This window comes from Methanomassiliicoccales archaeon (genome assembly GCA_035527755.1).
Lineage (GTDB): Archaea > Thermoplasmatota > Thermoplasmata > Methanomassiliicoccales > UBA472 > UBA472.
The window spans coordinates 1-16,721 of sequence record DATKZX010000005.1; the positions used below are offsets into that span (position 1 = coordinate 1).

14 protein-coding genes are annotated in these 16,721 nt (G+C 56.8%); 3 read left to right on the top strand and 11 right to left on the bottom strand.

Going from position 1 to position 16,721, the window contains the following annotated elements:
• From VMW85_02005 to VMW85_02015, 3 genes are all read left to right on the top strand, one after another.
• On the top strand, window positions 1–1,105 hold a 1,105-nt coding region (locus VMW85_02005; GenBank protein ID HUT26807.1), incomplete at its 5' end, for an MMPL family transporter.
• Window positions 1,106–1,193: 88 nt separating this feature from the next.
• Window positions 1,194–1,508, top strand: a complete 315-nt coding sequence (gene cutA / locus VMW85_02010) for a divalent-cation tolerance protein CutA (protein HUT26808.1) — start codon at window positions 1,194–1,196, stop codon at window positions 1,506–1,508.
• A gap of 71 nt (window positions 1,509–1,579) precedes the next feature.
• Window positions 1,580–2,644 carry a HAMP domain-containing sensor histidine kinase gene (locus VMW85_02015; protein ID HUT26809.1) on the top strand — a complete coding sequence of 355 codons (1,065 nt, stop codon included), beginning with the start codon at window positions 1,580–1,582 and terminating at the stop codon, window positions 2,642–2,644.
• A gap of 93 nt (window positions 2,645–2,737) precedes the next feature.
• Here VMW85_02015 and proB read toward each other — a convergent pair whose 3' ends face one another.
• The 11 genes from proB to VMW85_02070 form a co-directional block, all read right to left on the bottom strand.
• On the bottom strand, window positions 2,738–3,838 hold the full coding sequence (proB, locus tag VMW85_02020) for a glutamate 5-kinase (GenBank protein ID HUT26810.1): 1,101 nt from the start codon (window positions 3,836–3,838) through the stop codon (window positions 2,738–2,740).
• Window positions 3,835–5,154: a glutamate-5-semialdehyde dehydrogenase gene (locus VMW85_02025; GenBank protein HUT26811.1), complete on the bottom strand. Its 1,320-nt coding sequence runs from the start codon at window positions 5,152–5,154 to the stop codon at window positions 3,835–3,837. The genes proB and VMW85_02025 overlap by 4 nt, the downstream gene beginning before the upstream one ends.
• A gap of 93 nt (window positions 5,155–5,247) precedes the next feature.
• A complete protein-coding gene (locus VMW85_02030) occupies window positions 5,248–5,490 on the bottom strand; it encodes a hypothetical protein (protein ID HUT26812.1) in 243 nt (80 codons plus the stop codon).
• Window positions 5,491–5,698: 208 nt separating this feature from the next.
• On the bottom strand, window positions 5,699–6,241 hold the full coding sequence (locus VMW85_02035; GenBank protein ID HUT26813.1) for a hypothetical protein: 543 nt from the start codon (window positions 6,239–6,241) through the stop codon (window positions 5,699–5,701).
• Window positions 6,242–6,299: 58 nt separating this feature from the next.
• A complete protein-coding gene (locus VMW85_02040) occupies window positions 6,300–7,028 on the bottom strand; it encodes a hypothetical protein (protein ID HUT26814.1) in 729 nt (242 codons plus the stop codon).
• A gap of 60 nt (window positions 7,029–7,088) precedes the next feature.
• Complete coding sequence (locus tag VMW85_02045; GenBank protein HUT26815.1) at window positions 7,089–9,686, bottom strand: hypothetical protein; 2,598 nt, start codon at window positions 9,684–9,686, stop codon at window positions 7,089–7,091.
• Window positions 9,683–11,179: a glutamate synthase-related protein gene (locus VMW85_02050; protein ID HUT26816.1), complete on the bottom strand. Its 1,497-nt coding sequence runs from the start codon at window positions 11,177–11,179 to the stop codon at window positions 9,683–9,685. Before VMW85_02050 ends, VMW85_02045 begins: the two co-directional genes overlap by 4 nt.
• Window positions 11,169–12,545: a glutamate synthase-related protein gene (locus tag VMW85_02055; protein ID HUT26817.1), complete on the bottom strand. Its 1,377-nt coding sequence runs from the start codon at window positions 12,543–12,545 to the stop codon at window positions 11,169–11,171. The genes VMW85_02050 and VMW85_02055 overlap by 11 nt, the downstream gene beginning before the upstream one ends.
• Window positions 12,529–14,610, bottom strand: coding sequence for an FAD-binding protein (locus tag VMW85_02060; protein ID HUT26818.1), 2,082 nt, complete (start codon window positions 14,608–14,610; stop codon window positions 12,529–12,531). The genes VMW85_02055 and VMW85_02060 overlap by 17 nt, the downstream gene beginning before the upstream one ends.
• A gap of 306 nt (window positions 14,611–14,916) precedes the next feature.
• Window positions 14,917–16,110, bottom strand: coding sequence for an aminotransferase class I/II-fold pyridoxal phosphate-dependent enzyme (locus VMW85_02065; GenBank protein ID HUT26819.1), 1,194 nt, complete (start codon window positions 16,108–16,110; stop codon window positions 14,917–14,919).
• A gap of 58 nt (window positions 16,111–16,168) precedes the next feature.
• Window positions 16,169–16,721 (bottom strand): NAD-dependent epimerase/dehydratase family protein (locus tag VMW85_02070; GenBank protein HUT26820.1); only part of this gene is annotated, 553 nt, incomplete at its 5' end.

Here is a 16,721-nt window from a genome sequence, read left to right on the forward strand (position 1 = left end):
CAACGATTTCCTGCCAGAGTCCATGGACGTGGCCAAGGACATAAATTTCCTGTCTAACGAGTTCAACATCACCAGTGGCTCCACCGCCCAGATACTGGTCAAGGGTGAGCTAACTGACCCATCATCGATAATCGCCATGGACGATGTTGAAGGCGTCCTTCACCACGGAGAGAACGCAGACGTGTCCTCTTTCCTCTCGGTGATGTACGATTTCGCCACCAATTCTACCGGTCCTGGTTATGTGGACCCGAACTACAACGAAACGTTCGCCATGATGTATGACGGGGTCTTCGAAAGTTCCGATGGTACCGCCCATATCCGTTCGTTGGCAACTGTTACGGAGGTCAACGCCCTGGTCGGGATGATGTATATGGGTGAAGGGTCGGCAGCGTCCATGGCCCAGGTACTGGTCCCCAGCGATGAAGGGTACACGTCGGTCATAACGGTCAACCTAGATCCTAACCTGGGAGGCGTACAGATCGAGCAGCTCAACGAGGACCTTAAAGTTGCCGTGCAGCCCATGAAGGATGCTGGATTGACCACGGTGGTCACCGGCGAGATCATACTGACCCAGATGGTAATGAAGGAGCTCAATACCAGCCAGACCCAGTCCTTGATAACCACTTTGGTGGCATCATTGCTCATAATGACCCTGGTCATGTGGATACTCCGACGTTCCTTCGTATTGGGCACACTGGCCACAATACCGGTGGCGCTCTGTGTCGTCTGGATGTGGGGCACCATGTACGCTGTGGGCATTCCCATGAACGTCATGACCCTGATGATCGCCTCCCTGACCGTCGGAATGGGAGTGACCTACGGCATACACGTCACCCACCGTTTCGTTGAGGAGATCCACGCGCACGAGGACATCGAGATGGCCGTCGACAACGCTGTGGGCAAGACCGGCGTGTCCCTGTTGGGCGCAGCGATGACCACGGTGGTAGGGTTCGGCATAATCGCCTTCTCCATACTCCCTCCGATACAGGAGTTCGGTATGATCACCGCCATCGCCATCACCTACAGTTTTGTGGCATCGGTGTTCGTGCTCCCGGCCTTCCTGGTGATATGGGCGAAGGCCAGGGCCAAGCGTATGGCGGCCTGAAACCCCTTCACAATACCTTTTTCGCCCGAGGTCCCGGGCATCTATTTTTCTCCATATCCTTGATTATCACCGCGGTTCATGACATATCATGTACTCCTCGGTGCTAGTGACCGTACCGAACATGGTCACAGCGAAAAAGATAGGCCGCTCACTTGTGGAACGAAGGTTAGCGGCATGTGTGAACTATTGGACGGTCGATTCCACCTACCGCTGGAAGGGAAAGATCGTGGAGGATGGCGAGGTGGCCATGCTTTTCAAGGTGGCAGAGGAACGCTACAAGGAGCTAGAGCGTACCGTTCTGGAAATGCACCCCTATGAAGTGCCATGCATCGTCCGATACCGCATCGCCGACGGTCATATGCCGTATCTCGATTGGATCAAGGAAAGCACCTGTGTGGAGTAATCAATATTTTCAATAAACTGAATGCAAATCGAACCATTTAATAAGCGAGACGCATTTTTCCCAGGTGTTCCATGAACACTAATGAGGGCGTCAATCATTCATACTCTCTTTTCCTGGACCTTTTGAGAACGCTGCAGAAGGCCGAGGATGAGGAATCGGCCATTCGCGCGGTCTTGGATATGGTGGCCGGTACATTCCATCCTGAGAAGATATGTTATGTCCCCGAGGGAGGGCCGCGCAATGGTGTCTATGGGGATTGCGGTATCTGGACCGCCGAGACGCGCCTGCTTCCCGACCAGGTGATCAAGCTCCTGCCCTCAAAGAAAGGCTTCGTTCTATCGTTGAAAAGTAATGGAAAACGCATCGGATTGTTGATAATGGATGGAGCCAGCGATCCCAGTCGCATGAACTCCATGATCCCTCTGGTTATGACCATCCAGGATGCTTTGGATATGGCGCTGTCCAATATCCGTCATACACAGGAGCTCAACGAATCCCAGGCCCAGCTGTCGCAGTTGTCCGAATCGCTGGGAGTGGCCAACAAGATCCTGCGCCACGATATCGCCAACGAGCTTATGGTGATCAACTCCTCCCTGGAGCTTTACAAGATCAACAACCGGGAACGCGATATATTGCGGGCCCATGCATCGCTTCAGCGCATGCAGAGCATCATCTCCCAGATGAGGGACCTGGACAATTTCCTGCTCTCCCGCAGCGACATGACCGTCACCAGTTTGGCCAATATCGTCGGTAAGGTGCTTCCGTCGTTGGACATGCCCTTTACTTTGCGGGGCGAGGCCATGGTATTGGCTGACCCAGCGCTGGTGGCGATCATCGAGAACCTGGTGCGAAATGCCAAGAAACACGGACATGCCAAATCACTGGAGTTCTCCATCCATCAGGATGGGGGGAAGGTCAGGTTGGTCGTTCGTGACGATGGCATCGGCATACCTCCCGATCAATTAGATCGCATTTTCATGGAAGGGGTGGCATACGGGGAGAGCAAAGGCACTGGCCTCGGACTATACCTCGTCAGGAGGACCATGGAACGCTACGGGGGCAGCATCTCTGTATCTAATGATCATCGCGGCGGCGCTCGCTTCGAGCTGACCTTCCGCGTCGCCGATCACCAATGATCCATGGTGGCATAATAATATTATTACAGATAACAAGCGCGCCCCTGAGCACTTGAAGATCACTCCTCACCGATACGTTTGGAAAAAGCTCACCTATTCGTGGAACACGATGTTGCAATGGTCAACGACCACGCTGTCGTTGTGCACTTTGCCATTGCCCTTCTTCTTTTCCTTTTCGCAGGCATCCTTGAGCTGCATTATCTCTCCGGACGGGAAGTTCACCACACCCTTTGCGAAGGTCCCTAGGCGAACCACGTCCCCCTCCTTGAACCGGCCTTCGACGGCAGTGACGCCGCAGGGTAGTAGGCTCCCCTCACCCCTGAGGGCCTCCTCGGCCCCGGCGTCCACGGAGATCTTGCCCCTCGGGCTAGCATAAAGGATCCATCTCTCCCGGTTGGAGTACGTGGAACGAGCTGAGAACAGGGTGCCGATATCTTCGCCCTTCACAACCCGCAGGATCACATCTTCCGTCCGCCCGTTGGCGATGATTGTGTTGCAACCTGCGCCCATGGCGATCCGGGCGGCGTTTATCTTGCTTTTCATTCCGCCTTTTGAACGTCCGTTGCGCCCGTCCCCGGCCATCATCTCGATGTCCTTGGTTATCTCATCCACCGTATGAATGAAGTGAGCGTCCGGGTCGATGTCCGGGTTGCGGTCGTAGAGGCCGTCAACGTCCGTGAGCAGTAGAAGGAGGTCGGCATCCACCTTGCTGGATACCAGTGCGGAAAGCTTGTCGTTGTCCCCGAAGGTATCACCGATCTCGTCCGTGGAGATCACGTCGTTCTCGTTGATCACCGGGACCACCGCCAGCCCGAACAGGGCGTCCACGGTCTTGCGCAGGTTGAGATACACCTTGCGGTCGGAGAAGGTGTTGTAGGTTAGCAGTAATTGACCGACAGATTTTCCGTATTCGGCGAAGACCTTACGATAGGTGAGCATGAGGGTCGCCTGACCTACGGCGGCGCAGGCCTGCTTATGGGCTATGTCCTTCTGCGGTCCGTCCAGACCAAGTTCGCTGCTACCGGAACCGATGGCACCGGAGGTGACTATGATCGATTGTATGCCCAGCTTCTCCAGCTCGACCACCTGTCGGGCCACGCCAGCCAAGTATTCGGAATCGACCTGTCCGTCCTCACCGCAAATGGTGTTGGTCCCGATCTTTATGACGACGCGCGTGACGCTGATGTCCCTCATAGCAATTTCCTGTGAGTGAACGACCTTCCCTTTTCCCCGGAGTAATCGGCCACGATTTGTCCGGAGCCATTTAGGCGGTATTTGTAAATTGTCAGCCCTTCCAGTCCGACCGGTCCGCGAGCATGGGTCTTGTTGGTGCTGATGCCCACCTCTGCCCCCAATCCATAGCGGTATCCGTCAGCGAACCGTGTTGAGCAGTTCCACATGACCGACGAGGAATCCACTTCGTCCATGAAGTGCCGGGCGCTACGCTCGTCGTTGGTGATGATGGCGTCGGTGTGGTGCGAGCCATAGCGGTTGATGTGGGCAATAGCCTCATCCAACGAGGATACGACCTTGACGGACAGGACGAGGTCATTGTATTCCTTTGTCCAATCATCGTCCGTAGCCTCGTTCATTTCAACGATGCTACGAGCGGATGCATCCCCCCTCAGCTCCACCCCTGCCCGACCGTATAGTTCCGCCATGGCTGGCAGGAAGCTTAGGGCGACGTTCTCATGGACCAGCAAAGTTTCCATGGCATTGCAGACGGCGGGATACTGTATCTTGGAGTCGAGGCAGACCCTCAGGGCCATCTCCAGGTCGGCCTTCTCGTCCACATAGGTGTGGCAGATGCCGTCGGCATGCCCCAGAACAGGGATCTTGGTATGCGACTGGATGAACTTCACCAGCTGGTTGGAACCCCGGGGGATTATGAGGTCGACATACTGGTCCATGGCCAACAGCTTGTTGACCTCCTCCCTGGTGGAGAGCAGCTGGACCGCTCCCTCGAACCGCTGGTCCACATCGACCACCGCTTTCACGATGACCTTGGCCAACGTCTCGTTCGTATGATGTGCTTCAGAACCGCCCTTCAGGATGACGGCGTTACCGGACTTCAGGCAGAGCGACGATATCTGCACCAAGGCCTCCGGGCGGGATTCGAAGATGACGCCGATCACGCCAATGGGGCAGGTGGTCCTCTCCAAAATTAGGCCATGATCCAACTCCATGCGGGATACGACCTCGCCAATGGGGTCCTCCTGTTTTATCAATGAGCGCAGGGATTCCACGGACTCATCGATCTTGGAACGGTCATAACGCAATCGTTTGAGGAGGACCTTCCCCAATCCTGCCTTCTCCCCTTCCCGTAGATCGGCCTCATTGGCATCAATGATGATGTCAGCGTTATCGGAAAGGGCAGATGCTATTTCCTGGAGGGCTTCGTTTCTAACGGCCTGGGACAGGCTCTGCAAACGGTACGACGCCTCTTTGGCGTTCTTGGCGGCTAGCTCCACGGCGTCCATGATAGACAATGGCATGTCGGAATATGGCATAATCCTTTCGTCTGACGAAACAGGTTCGCAGAAAAAGAGATCGGAACGATATCTGAACGGAAGAGGTATCTTAGGATGGTATCCCAGACGGGCTCACAATGATGTCTTTACTAGATAGTAATAGACGGAATTGTTATTTCTCTTATCCTTCAGGACGCCGGTTTTCTTGAGCTCCTGGATGGCGTTCATGCACTGGGCCTTCGGCAATTTGGACAGGGAGGTGGCCTTCTCGGCGCTGACCGCCTTGTCTTCGGAGACGATTCCGCCTCTCAACAATGAGTTGAATAATTTCTCCACTTGAGGGGATACCATGAACATCTCGAGATTTTTTACCATTTATTATAGATTGCGGTCCCTTTTCATTATTATTCTAACTGCCATTTATATCATGACCCCGACAATCGGGTCTATGTCTAACGAATAGTGGAAAAAATGTGCATGTGTCTCGTGGATATCCCGGTCGAAGCTAGGCGGTATCTGTTTGGGGCGATGTCCGATCAAAGCTATCGCTATTGGTTCAAGAGGGAACTTCCTTGACCCGGTCTCAGATCTTGCCCGCTTCCGATGCGGCCCTGACCTTGTTCACATCCAGCAGTTCATGGCGGTTCAGCAGGGATAATCCAGAATTCTTGCCAAGTATCTCTACTGCCAGTATCTTGTCTGGGTCTTCCAGGTCCACCCGTCCATGGTTCAGAGGGTCGGTCAGCTGAACGATCAGCTCGTCATGATGCTCTTCGAAGTGACGCTTGTGCAGATGCATCATCCAGGTCTCGTTCTCTCCTATTCCCCGGCCCAGTTCAATGGCGGTGGAACGCAGTTCCCCGATCTCTGAGGGCACCCATGTCTCAATGGGCACCCAGTGATAGGTGTATAGGAACTGCGACGGGTCCTCAAGACACATGCGCTTCAGCTGGGAAACGAGAACTCTGGCCATTCCGCCGACCTGTGCCAGGAAGACACCTTCCACCTCACACAGGTCCAGCTTCTCCACGTAAGCTCCCAGGTCCTTCATTCGTTCCCTGATCTCTTGCTCGGCATGACCTTTCTGGTTATGGTGAAAGGTCACCAGAAGGTTGTAGGCGTGCATTTCGACCCCCGTATCTTACTTGCACCTGCGGTGTCAAATAACTTGTGATTGAGCGGACTCAACCGCCCAACATGAAGATGATGGACATCATTAAGAGGCCCAGACCCACCATGATCCAGCCCAGGCGCCGCTGTCCGTCTCCCAGATGGCGGTCCAGAAAGCTGCCGATCATGAAGAGCAGCACCGCCCCGGCGATGTTGGATATCAGCATGACCAGGGTGGTATTGATGTAAGGGGTGAGCTGGTAGACCAGGACAAAGGGCAGAGCGGCCAGCACGTTCAATATCACGCACCAGGCCGCGGTCTTCATGTGGGAAGGGCCGACCCGAGGCTTGACAAGTTCCCTCTTTCTTATGGCCAGAAGTGCCACGTCCGCCATCTTCTGCATGGAATCTTCGTCCAGCACGTTCTCCTGGATCTCGGTCAAAGCTTCGGAAAGGACCTCGGCGGCCAACTTCCTCGCCGCTTGATGGTCCTTGCCGTCCTTTATCTCCTTGACCAGGCGGTAGTAGTAGACGTTCTGGTAGTGGGAGGTGAGCACGTTCACTGCACCGTCGGCGATGCCCCAGGCCGCATTGCATCCCAGGATGGCCACGGTGATGACAAAGGTGATCTGATCCGGAGGTTGTCCGATCAAGGCCAGGCGCAGGGTGTTGCTCAGGGTCATGGCCATGAGCAGACCGTAGAAGAACTCTACCGCGGCCTGGGTAGGACCGATGTGATCAAAGATCAAGCGGTCCCGCAGAGCGCTACGCTGCGTGCCCTCGTTCGACCCCCGAAATAACATGGACAATTCCATCCGATAATAGTAAAAAAAGGGGTTTAGGGGATTATGACGGTTGTCATCTTACAGGTCGTCGTCCACGACCTCTTCCCCGGCCGATTTGGTGGATACCGGCTCAATTTTACGATAGACCTTGATTGGTCGCATATCTCTGCCCTCCACCTTCAGCAGGAATTCCTCCACAGGTACTCCGAACAGCCTTTCGTTCTCCCGCAGGTACGGTAGGATCGTCTCCCAATCCTTATCGGTCATCTTCCCGAACTGGCCACCGTTCAACTGGTCCGCGGTCACTTTCCGATGGGGGTCCCGAACATAGATGGCGCCGCCCGACGCGAGGGAGAAAAGATTGCTACCCGGGTATGGGGTAGGTAGGTCCATCGGTCTCCCTTGGACATCGAAGCTCATTCCGTTCAGGATGACGAAGCCCCCTCCGTTCAAAGGGTCTCCGGCCATGAACGATTCCGCCAGATAGTCCAGGCAGGTACCGTTGATGACCACTCGCGGCTTTCCCACGGCATTGATTAGGGGGCGGCCGGCGGCGTTGCCCATGATGTATGCCTCTCCGCCCTTGGCCCCGTACATGAACGTCTGTCCGACATCCCCATATACCACCAGTTTCCCGGAGGCCATTATCTGTCCTAGCTGGTCCTGGGCGTTGCCGTGCACCTCTATCTCCGCTCCGGACAATCCGGATGCCAGATAGTCGCCCGACGTCCCGAACGCTTCTATCTTCATACCTTGGGAACCCTGACCGAGGCCGCAGCCGAAGAACCTCTGTCCGTGGGCATCGATCATGATCACGTGCCTCCAACCTTTCTCGTGGGCATCGCGTATGACGAAGGACGGGCCGCTCTCCCCTTCCATGGGGAATCCCCGGCAATCCACCACCAGTACGGAACCTTCCCCACCGACGGCGGGTACGGCATCGCGGTTGTTCAGGTCGACCAAGGAGAATGACATACCGTTCCCCGGTGCCCGGGGCACGGACCTCAACATGAGGTTCACTGCTTCCGAGGCCTTGTCGATGATCCGGCTCCGACGAAGTTTTCCGCAGAGGTAACGCCGATCGATGACCAAGGTCAGGAACTTCAACATCTCCCTCAGGTCCGCCTCGCTTCGAGAGGCCCTCAGCACAGATGCCTGCAGTGCCGAACGGAGACCGAGCGCGTTCATGGCCGGCAAAGCGGAAAGGAACCTCTGGAAGATCTCATCTCCGTTTCCAGTATCGACCATGGGGTCCGTTCCCCCGGTCTGCATTGGATCGGCCAGGGACAGGTCCCACTGGCGGTCGTAGACCATCTCCAACTGGACCGGGGCGGAGAACTTGTTGGCGCAGCTCAGCTTCCGTCCGTCCACCTGACGTTCCAGGGTGAAGACGAAGGCCCCGCCGTCGGTATAGCTGCCACCTCGGGCGTTCCAGTACACGTCCGCTTGTTTGGGCACGGAGGGATGGTCCTTGGATATGGACCTCAGGGCGGAATCTATGGCCTGCTTCTCCGAGCCGATGAGCCCGATCTGCACATCCCCTTCCACAAGCGCGAACACCTGCGGTCGAAGCATGGAGGGATCGGTGATCCCGATCAATTGGAACTTGTCCTCGTAGAAGCAGTTCCTGGCGATGATGAAGAACCAGGGACCGTCGGGCGAACCGTGCATATGGGTCCTCTGGATGGCCTGATACAAGGCCTTCTTCTCTTCCGGCAGGTGGTGAAAGTCCCTTTCGGTCGTTGGGGCCAATGATTCGATGATGTATTCCAGCGGATATCCATAGGTACGGTTCAGCAGGTCGAACAGCAGCACCGAGACCTCGGTATCGGTCAGGAACAGTGGCACTACGTTCTTTTGCGCCAGATACTCGCTCACCGAGTGGTAGTTGGCGAAGTCCCCGTTATGGACCAGTCCCTCGTCCAGGCCCATGAAGGGGTGGGCACCGCCCGGGTGCCAGACCTTGCCCTTGGTGGGGTAGCGTTGATGCCCTATCCACACATGGGCGGTCGTTTCCTCCAGACAGTAGAAGCGGATGACGTCCTCGGCGAAGCCGACCACCTTCATGATGATCATGTTTCGGCCGTGGGACATGACGAACGCCTTCATCCCCTTCTGTACGTAATACTGATGGTTGATGGCGAAGCTGGTCTGATAGACGAACTCGTCCTCGGCACGGCGCACTTCCATGCCTTGAAGGCCACGACCCTCTATGAACTCATTAAGCTTCTCCGGCCTGGCCCTACAGAAGTAGCGCCAGACCAGGGGCGGTCGGACCGGCAAGGACGCCATTACAAAGGGGTCGTTGCACTCATCCACCTGGTATCTGGTATGCACTTGGTACCGATCATCGATGAACTCCCGTTCCAACGCTTCGCGATAGGAAGGGTCAACGTAGGCCACCTGCACCAGGTAGTGATCGTCCAGGATATCCTTCGGCACCTTCATCTGTTGGTGGTTCAGCCCCACGGCTGCGATGCCGCCGCCCTTGCCGTTTCCCCGGTTGTGCATCTGCACCAGCGGTTCGTAGATGTACCTTCCCGGCAGCCCCTCCGAGGCCGCCAGACCGACAACGCCGCACCCTCCCTCCGCCTCCATCTGCAGGCGATTGAGTTTCGGGCGGCACGCTGGCATCCATTCTCTGGCATTGATAATTTTCAATGGATCGTAGCTCACGCGCTCACCTCCTTGTCCCCCTCATATCTCAGGAGGTCCGTTCTCCCTCTCAGTTCATTTATATCCGTCATGCCGAGAGCGGCCAGTAGATGACACCACTGCTTGCGCCAGGAGGAATAGAGGTTGATTACCCTCTGCGCCCCCCAATCTGTGTCCATCTGCAGGTATAGTACCGGGTCGGTGGTGGCGATGCCCCTCGGGCATCCCCTGCCAGATTCGCAGTTGCCGCAGCGTACGCAGCCCATGGCGACCAGTTCCGCCGTTCCGATGACCACGCCGTCCGCCCCCAGGGCGATGGCCTTGGCCACGTCCATGGCGGTACGCATGCCCCCGCTGGCGATGAGGGTGACGTCCTCTCGCACCCCCTCGTTCGTCAGGAACTTGTGCACTTTAGGTATGGCGTATTCTATCGGCATGGCGATGTTCTTCTTGGCGATCTCCGGCGCTGCGCCGGTACCGCCGTACCCTCCGTCCAAATGCACGATGTGAGCGCCAGCGTAATAGGAGCCGATGGCCACCATCTCCACGTCGTTGGGCGTGGACACTTTCACCGACAACAGCGCCCGGGGGTTGATGGACGCTATCCAGTCAAGGTGTTTCTTGTGATCCTCCACCGAGTATACGCTGTGGAAGGGGAAGGGGGAGAACAAGGAAGTGTTGGGCACTGCCTCCCTCATCTTGGCCACCAGCGGGGTGTTCTTATCGCCCAGCAAATGACCTCCCAGTCCCGGTTTCGCGCCTTGTGCGTACTTGAACTCCACGATGGGAGCGCGCATGACGGTCTCCTCGCGTACGCCGAAAAGCCCGGTGGCGATCTGGGTCACGACGTGGTCCTTGTATGGAACGAGCTCCGCCGGGTACCCGCCCTCACCGCTGCAGGTATAGGTGCCCCAGGCCTGAGCGGCCTTGGCCCTAGCCACCATGGTGTGCAAGGAAACGGAACCATAGGACATGCCTCCGCCGTAAACCGGTATGGCGATACGCCGTCTATCCCCGTCCTTCTTCCGGTTCAGGTCGATGGCCGTACTGAACTCGTGATAGTCCACCTTATCCGGAACCTCTCCCAGCTTGAAATGCAGATGATCGAAGCCTCCACCGGCGGTACCGGTGTTGCCCGGATGGTCAAGCGGCAGCGCCTCCCCCGTCTCGGCCATGTGCCACGTCGCCAGGATCATATCGGTGGTCCAGCGGACATCACCTAGGGCGCTGAAGGTCTCGCTGTTGCGCACGCTCAATGAAGAGGTGGGGCAGTGGGTGACGCAGTGGAAATCGTTGCTAGCACATGAAGGTCCGATACATCTCTGATTATATGGGGGCATTATGCGGGCGTGCCCTTCGATCCTCTGATGAACTCCATGGGGGCAGAGGGACTCACACAGCCCGCAGGAAATGCAGGTATCCTTCCTTTCCACAACGTAGCGGTTTACGAACTTGAGCCTATCGGACGGTATCCAAGAGGACTCTGGTACGCAATCGAAATAATCATTGGTCATCGTTCCCACCTCCTTCTATACTGGAGAAGGCGTCACGATGCGCGTCCTCCTGGAATATGGCGCGACCGGTCTCCCCCCTCAGGCGACGTACCTCGCGTATGCCCATGGCTCCCAGCACCTCCAGTAGTTGGTCTTTCCAGGCACTGCATAGGTTGGTCACTCTGTGCATAACGAACTCTTCCGTCGCCCCTTTCAGGTCGGAAGGGCAATCGTCGCCGCAGGTGACACAGACGCGGCAGCCCAAGGCCACCAACAGCGCCGTTTCCAACGTGACGGCGTCCGCTCCGCAGATAATGCTCTTTGGGACCATCTCTGCCGCGGCCAATCCGCCCGACGATAAGATCGTGATACTATCCCGCAGGCCGGCGGCCACCAGGTGCCGGTGCAGGACGCGCAATGAATCCCTGGCATATTGTCCGCTTTCGTCCATGCCGCTCTCCGCGAAGAGCACGTGTAGTATGTCCGTCTCCCGGGCCATGTCGTTCACGATGGACATCAGCTCCGGGGACGGTCTGACCCTGATCCCCACCAGCAGTCCTGGCCTTTTTTCCTTCAGACCTTGCACCGTAGTCTTCCAATCCGGAGCGTTCTCGATCTCCACCATCCTTATCTGTGGCGGAAGCCGGTCCAGGTCATGCACTTGGGAGATGACCGGCACCAGTGTTTCTGAAGGCGTCCTTACGTTCAGTTTGTCCATCGAACCGATCGGGAGCACCAGCAGGGTGCCCAGTTCCTGTGTCGCTCCGGCGATACCCTTCAGCGCTTCATCGGTGAACTTGATCCGAGAGGCGTCCAGCAGGAATGGCACAGGAAGATCCACGATCGGTCCTATCTGCGTGAGCAGACGTCCCTTTTCGTCGAAAGAGAGCAGGGGAGGTGTGCGTCCTATATCCACGCTGGTGGAGATGAACTCCCGGCCGTGGATACCATCCCTGGTCGGGCGCACTATCTCGGACATATCGGTCCACATGGCGTCATAGCCAGGACCGGCGAACAATCCGCGATAGCCAGCTCCCAGCACCGGGATCTTGCCGCTTTCGGCCTCGTTCCACATGGTGGTCACCCGCAACGGGGTCCAGACCCCTTTTCCCATGGCCTTGAACTCGTCGTTGACCTTGATGGATAACGCCCTCTGGGGACAGTCGACCACGCAGCGGAAGCAGTTCTTGCACAGGGTGCTGTCCGGCTCGGCCATCTTCCGGGGGTCCTGGGGATCCCTCTTGTGCGCCCCGTAGATGCAGGCCCGCTCGCACTTCCCGCAGTTGATGCAGTTATCGGCCCGGCGCACTAGGAACTTGGGCACCGGTCGATGTCGCCCCGAGGTCGGGACGACGTGGACATGATACCGTTCATACACGGCGCTCACCCCTCATTCCGTTCTTGGGCGCTCCCAGCACCAATCCCCGCGACACCATCTCGTCGTAGTGAGAACTGACCTCGGCAACGCGCACGAAACGCTCGATCTCCACCGGGTCCCGACCAAACTTCTTTTCCAGTCTAGCCTCCAGTTCATCGTAGGCAGGTATCAGGTCCAGCTTGGACTGGCACACCTGCTCGCAGGCCTTGCATCTCATGCATAGGAAGGTGCGGTGGGCATGCTCCTTGGTGATCTCCTTGCCCTCGGCCATGGCCTTGACCGTCAGCAGCTTGCCACGGGCGGTGACCCTTTCGTCCTTGGTGAGAGCGTAGGCCGGGCATACGCTGACGCAAGCCCCGCACATAGCGCACTGGTTGGCCATCTCGATGAGGACATCCCTTTTGCGGGGGGACATGACCTTGCGGGAGATGGTGGAAACGGACCTGAGCAGGGGGGCGAGAGGGGCGTGCATTTGCGCCATGAGCGCCATCCCCATCCCGGAGACCCGGGGGCTGAAAATGATCCCGGCGCCACCGAACATGCGCCCCTTCAACGCAAAGAACTTGCCCGGGTTCATGATGCCGGAAGGGTCCAGCCTATCCTTGGCCTTACTGAGCCTCTTCATCTCATCCTTCGGCCAATGGTCGACAAAGGAATTGTTCCACACGCCCAGGGAGTACGGGCGGGCCCCCAACCCTATGAGGGAGGAGGTCACGAACATGGACTTTGCCGCATCCAGGGTGTACAACGACTGGTTGACCTGGTCCGTAAGGTAGTAGCAGAGAAGGAGGGCTTCCGGACCTTGCAGAAAGTGGATCTCCAGTAAGGGGTCCAAAGCGAACTCCTGGCAGAGGTCCTCCGCCCTGTGCAGGATGGCCTTGAGATTGGACATGGGGGCAAGGACCTCCGCGCCCATCATCCCTGGCCCCAGCCTCCTGAGCTTCATGGGGAAGTAGCGGTCGTGCCACAGCAAACGGGCCTTATACTCACTTTCCTCCACGATCCCTTTGGAGGACAACAGGTCGACGATGACCTTCTCCGATGCCGTGTCGGCCGAGGTCACCAGCAAGGCATGTCCTTTTCCGAAGTGCTCTCCGTGCAGCAGCTTGTTGGCGTAGTTGAGCTTTCCTGGGGAGAAATAGATAAGGTCCTCGGGAAGAATGCTCAGACGCCGCAACTGTTCGGCCACCTCCACCGCTTGGTCCAGGTCCTGGAATATCAGCAGGTGCGGGCGGGAAGAGTTGTCGACCTCCTTGACCTTCAGGGTGACCTCGATGATGATCCCTAACTGTCCCTCGCTGCCGAACAGCGCATGGAACTCCTCCTGGGACGGTTGCAGGGTGACGATACCGAGGCTGGTGGCCAGCTTGACCGAGGTCACGATCTTGCTCAGATGCCCTCCGCCCAGCGAGCCCACTCCACAGCCTCCGCCGCTTATCCAACCGGCCACGGTGGAGAATCGGCTGGACGGGCAGGCGATGATCCGCAGTCCATGTTTGGAAAGCGCGTGATCGGCCTCCGCCCAGCGGCAGCCGCCCTGCACCCGGATGCGCCGGTTCTTCAGGTCGACCTCCAGCACCTGGTCCAACGTGCTAGCGTCCATTACGATGCCGCCGTTGACCGGTATGGAACCACCAAATGGTGAAGAGCCCGAGCCTCGAGGAATGACAGGGATCCCGTGGCTCCTGGCGAAGTCCAATACTGCCACCGCCGCCTCTGCGGTGAAAGGTTGCACGACCGCGTCAGGTTGATAATGCAGCAATGCATCCTTGAGCAGTTGGGGGACATCCGCCTGGTCCCTAGAATACATATCACGCTCGCCGTCCCCGGCGACCAATCTCAGGTCTGGGATCCCAAGCGAGTCCAGCTCCTTGGCTAGACCATGGATCGCTTCTACCTTGGCGTTGAAATGACCGGGGGCGATGCCGCGGCCGTTGATATTGGCTTCCATAATGCGTCTCTCCTTGACGAGCAGGTCATGAACGGCGGAACACGTTGCAATTGATGGGCCGGTCTCCGGGGTCGATATGCCGTCAAACACCCAGATGACCAGGTTCACCGCATCTCCCGACATGTTTTTGCGGTCTGTCCTGCTGCTTAAAGTGGACAAGGTAGATACTTGTTGTTTTTAAAGGAATTTATTAGACACATATTTAGTAAATATGAAATTACTAGTGCATTTGTTTGTTTTTCGTACATTATATAAGCACATACATTATAAAAATATATACAAGATCGATGGAAAACGACGATGTTTTAAGCCATACGGCAACGCCTTTATTTGACGTATGATCCACATTCAAAGGAAAAATAATATAAAAGACTGGTTGTGGGTAAGACCTCACACCTTTTCGACAACCGTCTTCTTCCGCGATAACGTTCAAATGATGTGCAGGTCCTTCCCGATCTTCTCGAACTTGCCGATGGCGAAGTCAAGGTCCTGCTCTCTAAGCGCAGCGTTCATGATGGTGCGGATGCGCGCCTTATCCTTCGACACCATGGGAAATACGATAGGCAAGGCGAAGACGCTTTCCTGGTAAAGCCGTTCGCTCAGCCTTTTTGCCTTGGCGCTGTCGCCCACCATGATCGGGATGATCGGCGTAACGGACCTCCCGGTGTCGAAGCCCAGGTCCTGCATGGCCTTCCGGAAATACTTGGTGCGCTCCCAGAGGTTGCGCACATGCTGCGGCTCGGTCTCCAGGACGTCTATCGCCCCGATGCAGGCGGCGGTCACCGCCGGGGGATGCGAGCCGCTCAAAAGCCAGGTACGAGATCTGTTCAGGGCGAAGTTCTTGAGGTCGAGCGAACCAGAGATGTGACCGCCAACGACGCCGAACGCTTTCGAGAACGTTCCCATCTCCACCTGTACGCTATTGTGGTCCAGGTCAAAATGGGAGACGATCCCGCGTCCTCCTTCCCCCAGAACACCTTCGCCATGGGCATCGTCCACATAGAGCATGGCACCATGCTCCTTGGCGAGTCTGGCTATCTGGTCCAGTGGGGCCATGTCCCCGTCCATGGAGAACACGCCATCGGTGATGATGAGAATACGGCGGTAGCTAGGTTGCTTCATCTCCGCTTCCTCAAGTTTCAATGCTAGATCGGCGACGTCGCAATGTCTGTATATGGCTCTCTCGGCGGTCGATAGGCGTACACCGTCGATGATGCTGCCATGGTTCAGTTCATCGGAGATGATAAGGTCGCCCTTTCCAACCAATTGTGGTATAAGTCCGGCATTGGCGGCGAAGCCGGTCTGGTACACGAGCGAGGCCGGTGTCCCCTTGAACTTGGCCAATCTCTCCTCCAGCTCCAGGTGTATGTCCATGGTGCCCGCTATCGGGCGCACGGAACCGGAGCCAACCCCATGGGAGTCCACGGCCATTTTGGCCAGTTCCTTCATGTGTGGGTGGTTGCTCAGGCTGAGGTAGTTATTGGAGCAGAACATGAGCACCCTCTTCCCATCCACATTGCACCAGGGTGTGCTGGCCCCTTGCAACTTGGCGATCCTCCAGTCCAAGGCTTGGTCGACCAGGTCCTGATACTCCTGTTTGAGGAACGAATTTGGATCTCTCATGATAACATCTCCAAGTGAGGAGCGATTCAATGGCCATTTAATCTTTGCATCGACCAATTCAAAGATGATCGTCGGCCTTGCGCTTGCGAAGCTTGATGAACATGTCGTCGGCCATGCGGTCCAACCCCCATTCCACCTTCCAGTTCCAGTCCTTGGAGGCGAGAGAATCGTCCATGGAGTTAGGCCAGGAGTCAGCAATGGCCTGGCGAAAGTCCGGTCGATATTCGATCTTGAAACCGGGACTTCGTTCGGCAACTAATTTTGCCAGCTCCCCGGCGGAGAAGCTGGTCCCGTTGAGATTATAGCCCAGGCGGGTGGTGATGCTTTCCGCCGGAGCTTTCATGATGTCGATGGCAGCGTTGATGCAATCGGGCATGTACATCATCGGCAGGACGGTGTCCTCGCGTACAAAACAAGTGTAGCGATTATTGCGTACCGCCTCATAGAATATGGCGATCGCGTAATCGGTCGTGCCACCCCCTGGCATGGTCTTCGCACTGACGATACCGGGATAGCGAACACTGCGTACATCGACTCCGTACTTGCTGTGGTAATAATCGCATAGCAGTTCACCAGTCACCTTGGTGACACCATACATGGTGGTGGGTTGG

What these genes read in the sequence shown, in the direction of transcription:
- cutA (HUT26808.1), top strand. Translation starts at nt 1,194, where the DNA reads ATGTACTCCTCGGTGCTAGTGACCGTACCGAACATGGTCACAGCGAAA.
- VMW85_02015 (HUT26809.1), top strand. Translation starts at nt 1,580, where the DNA reads ATGAACACTAATGAGGGCGTCAATCATTCATACTCTCTTTTCCTGGAC.
- proB (HUT26810.1), bottom strand. Translation starts at nt 3,838, where the DNA reads ATGAGGGACATCAGCGTCACGCGCGTCGTCATAAAGATCGGGACCAAC.
- VMW85_02025 (HUT26811.1), bottom strand. Translation starts at nt 5,154, where the DNA reads ATGCCATATTCCGACATGCCATTGTCTATCATGGACGCCGTGGAGCTA.
- VMW85_02030 (HUT26812.1), bottom strand. Translation starts at nt 5,490, where the DNA reads ATGGTAAAAAATCTCGAGATGTTCATGGTATCCCCTCAAGTGGAGAAA.
- VMW85_02035 (HUT26813.1), bottom strand. Translation starts at nt 6,241, where the DNA reads ATGCACGCCTACAACCTTCTGGTGACCTTTCACCATAACCAGAAAGGT.
- VMW85_02040 (HUT26814.1), bottom strand. Translation starts at nt 7,028, where the DNA reads ATGTTATTTCGGGGGTCGAACGAGGGCACGCAGCGTAGCGCTCTGCGG.
- VMW85_02050 (HUT26816.1), bottom strand. Translation starts at nt 11,179, where the DNA reads ATGACCAATGATTATTTCGATTGCGTACCAGAGTCCTCTTGGATACCG.
- VMW85_02060 (HUT26818.1), bottom strand. Translation starts at nt 14,610, where the DNA reads ATGTCGGGAGATGCGGTGAACCTGGTCATCTGGGTGTTTGACGGCATA.
- VMW85_02065 (HUT26819.1), bottom strand. Translation starts at nt 16,110, where the DNA reads ATGAGAGATCCAAATTCGTTCCTCAAACAGGAGTATCAGGACCTGGTC.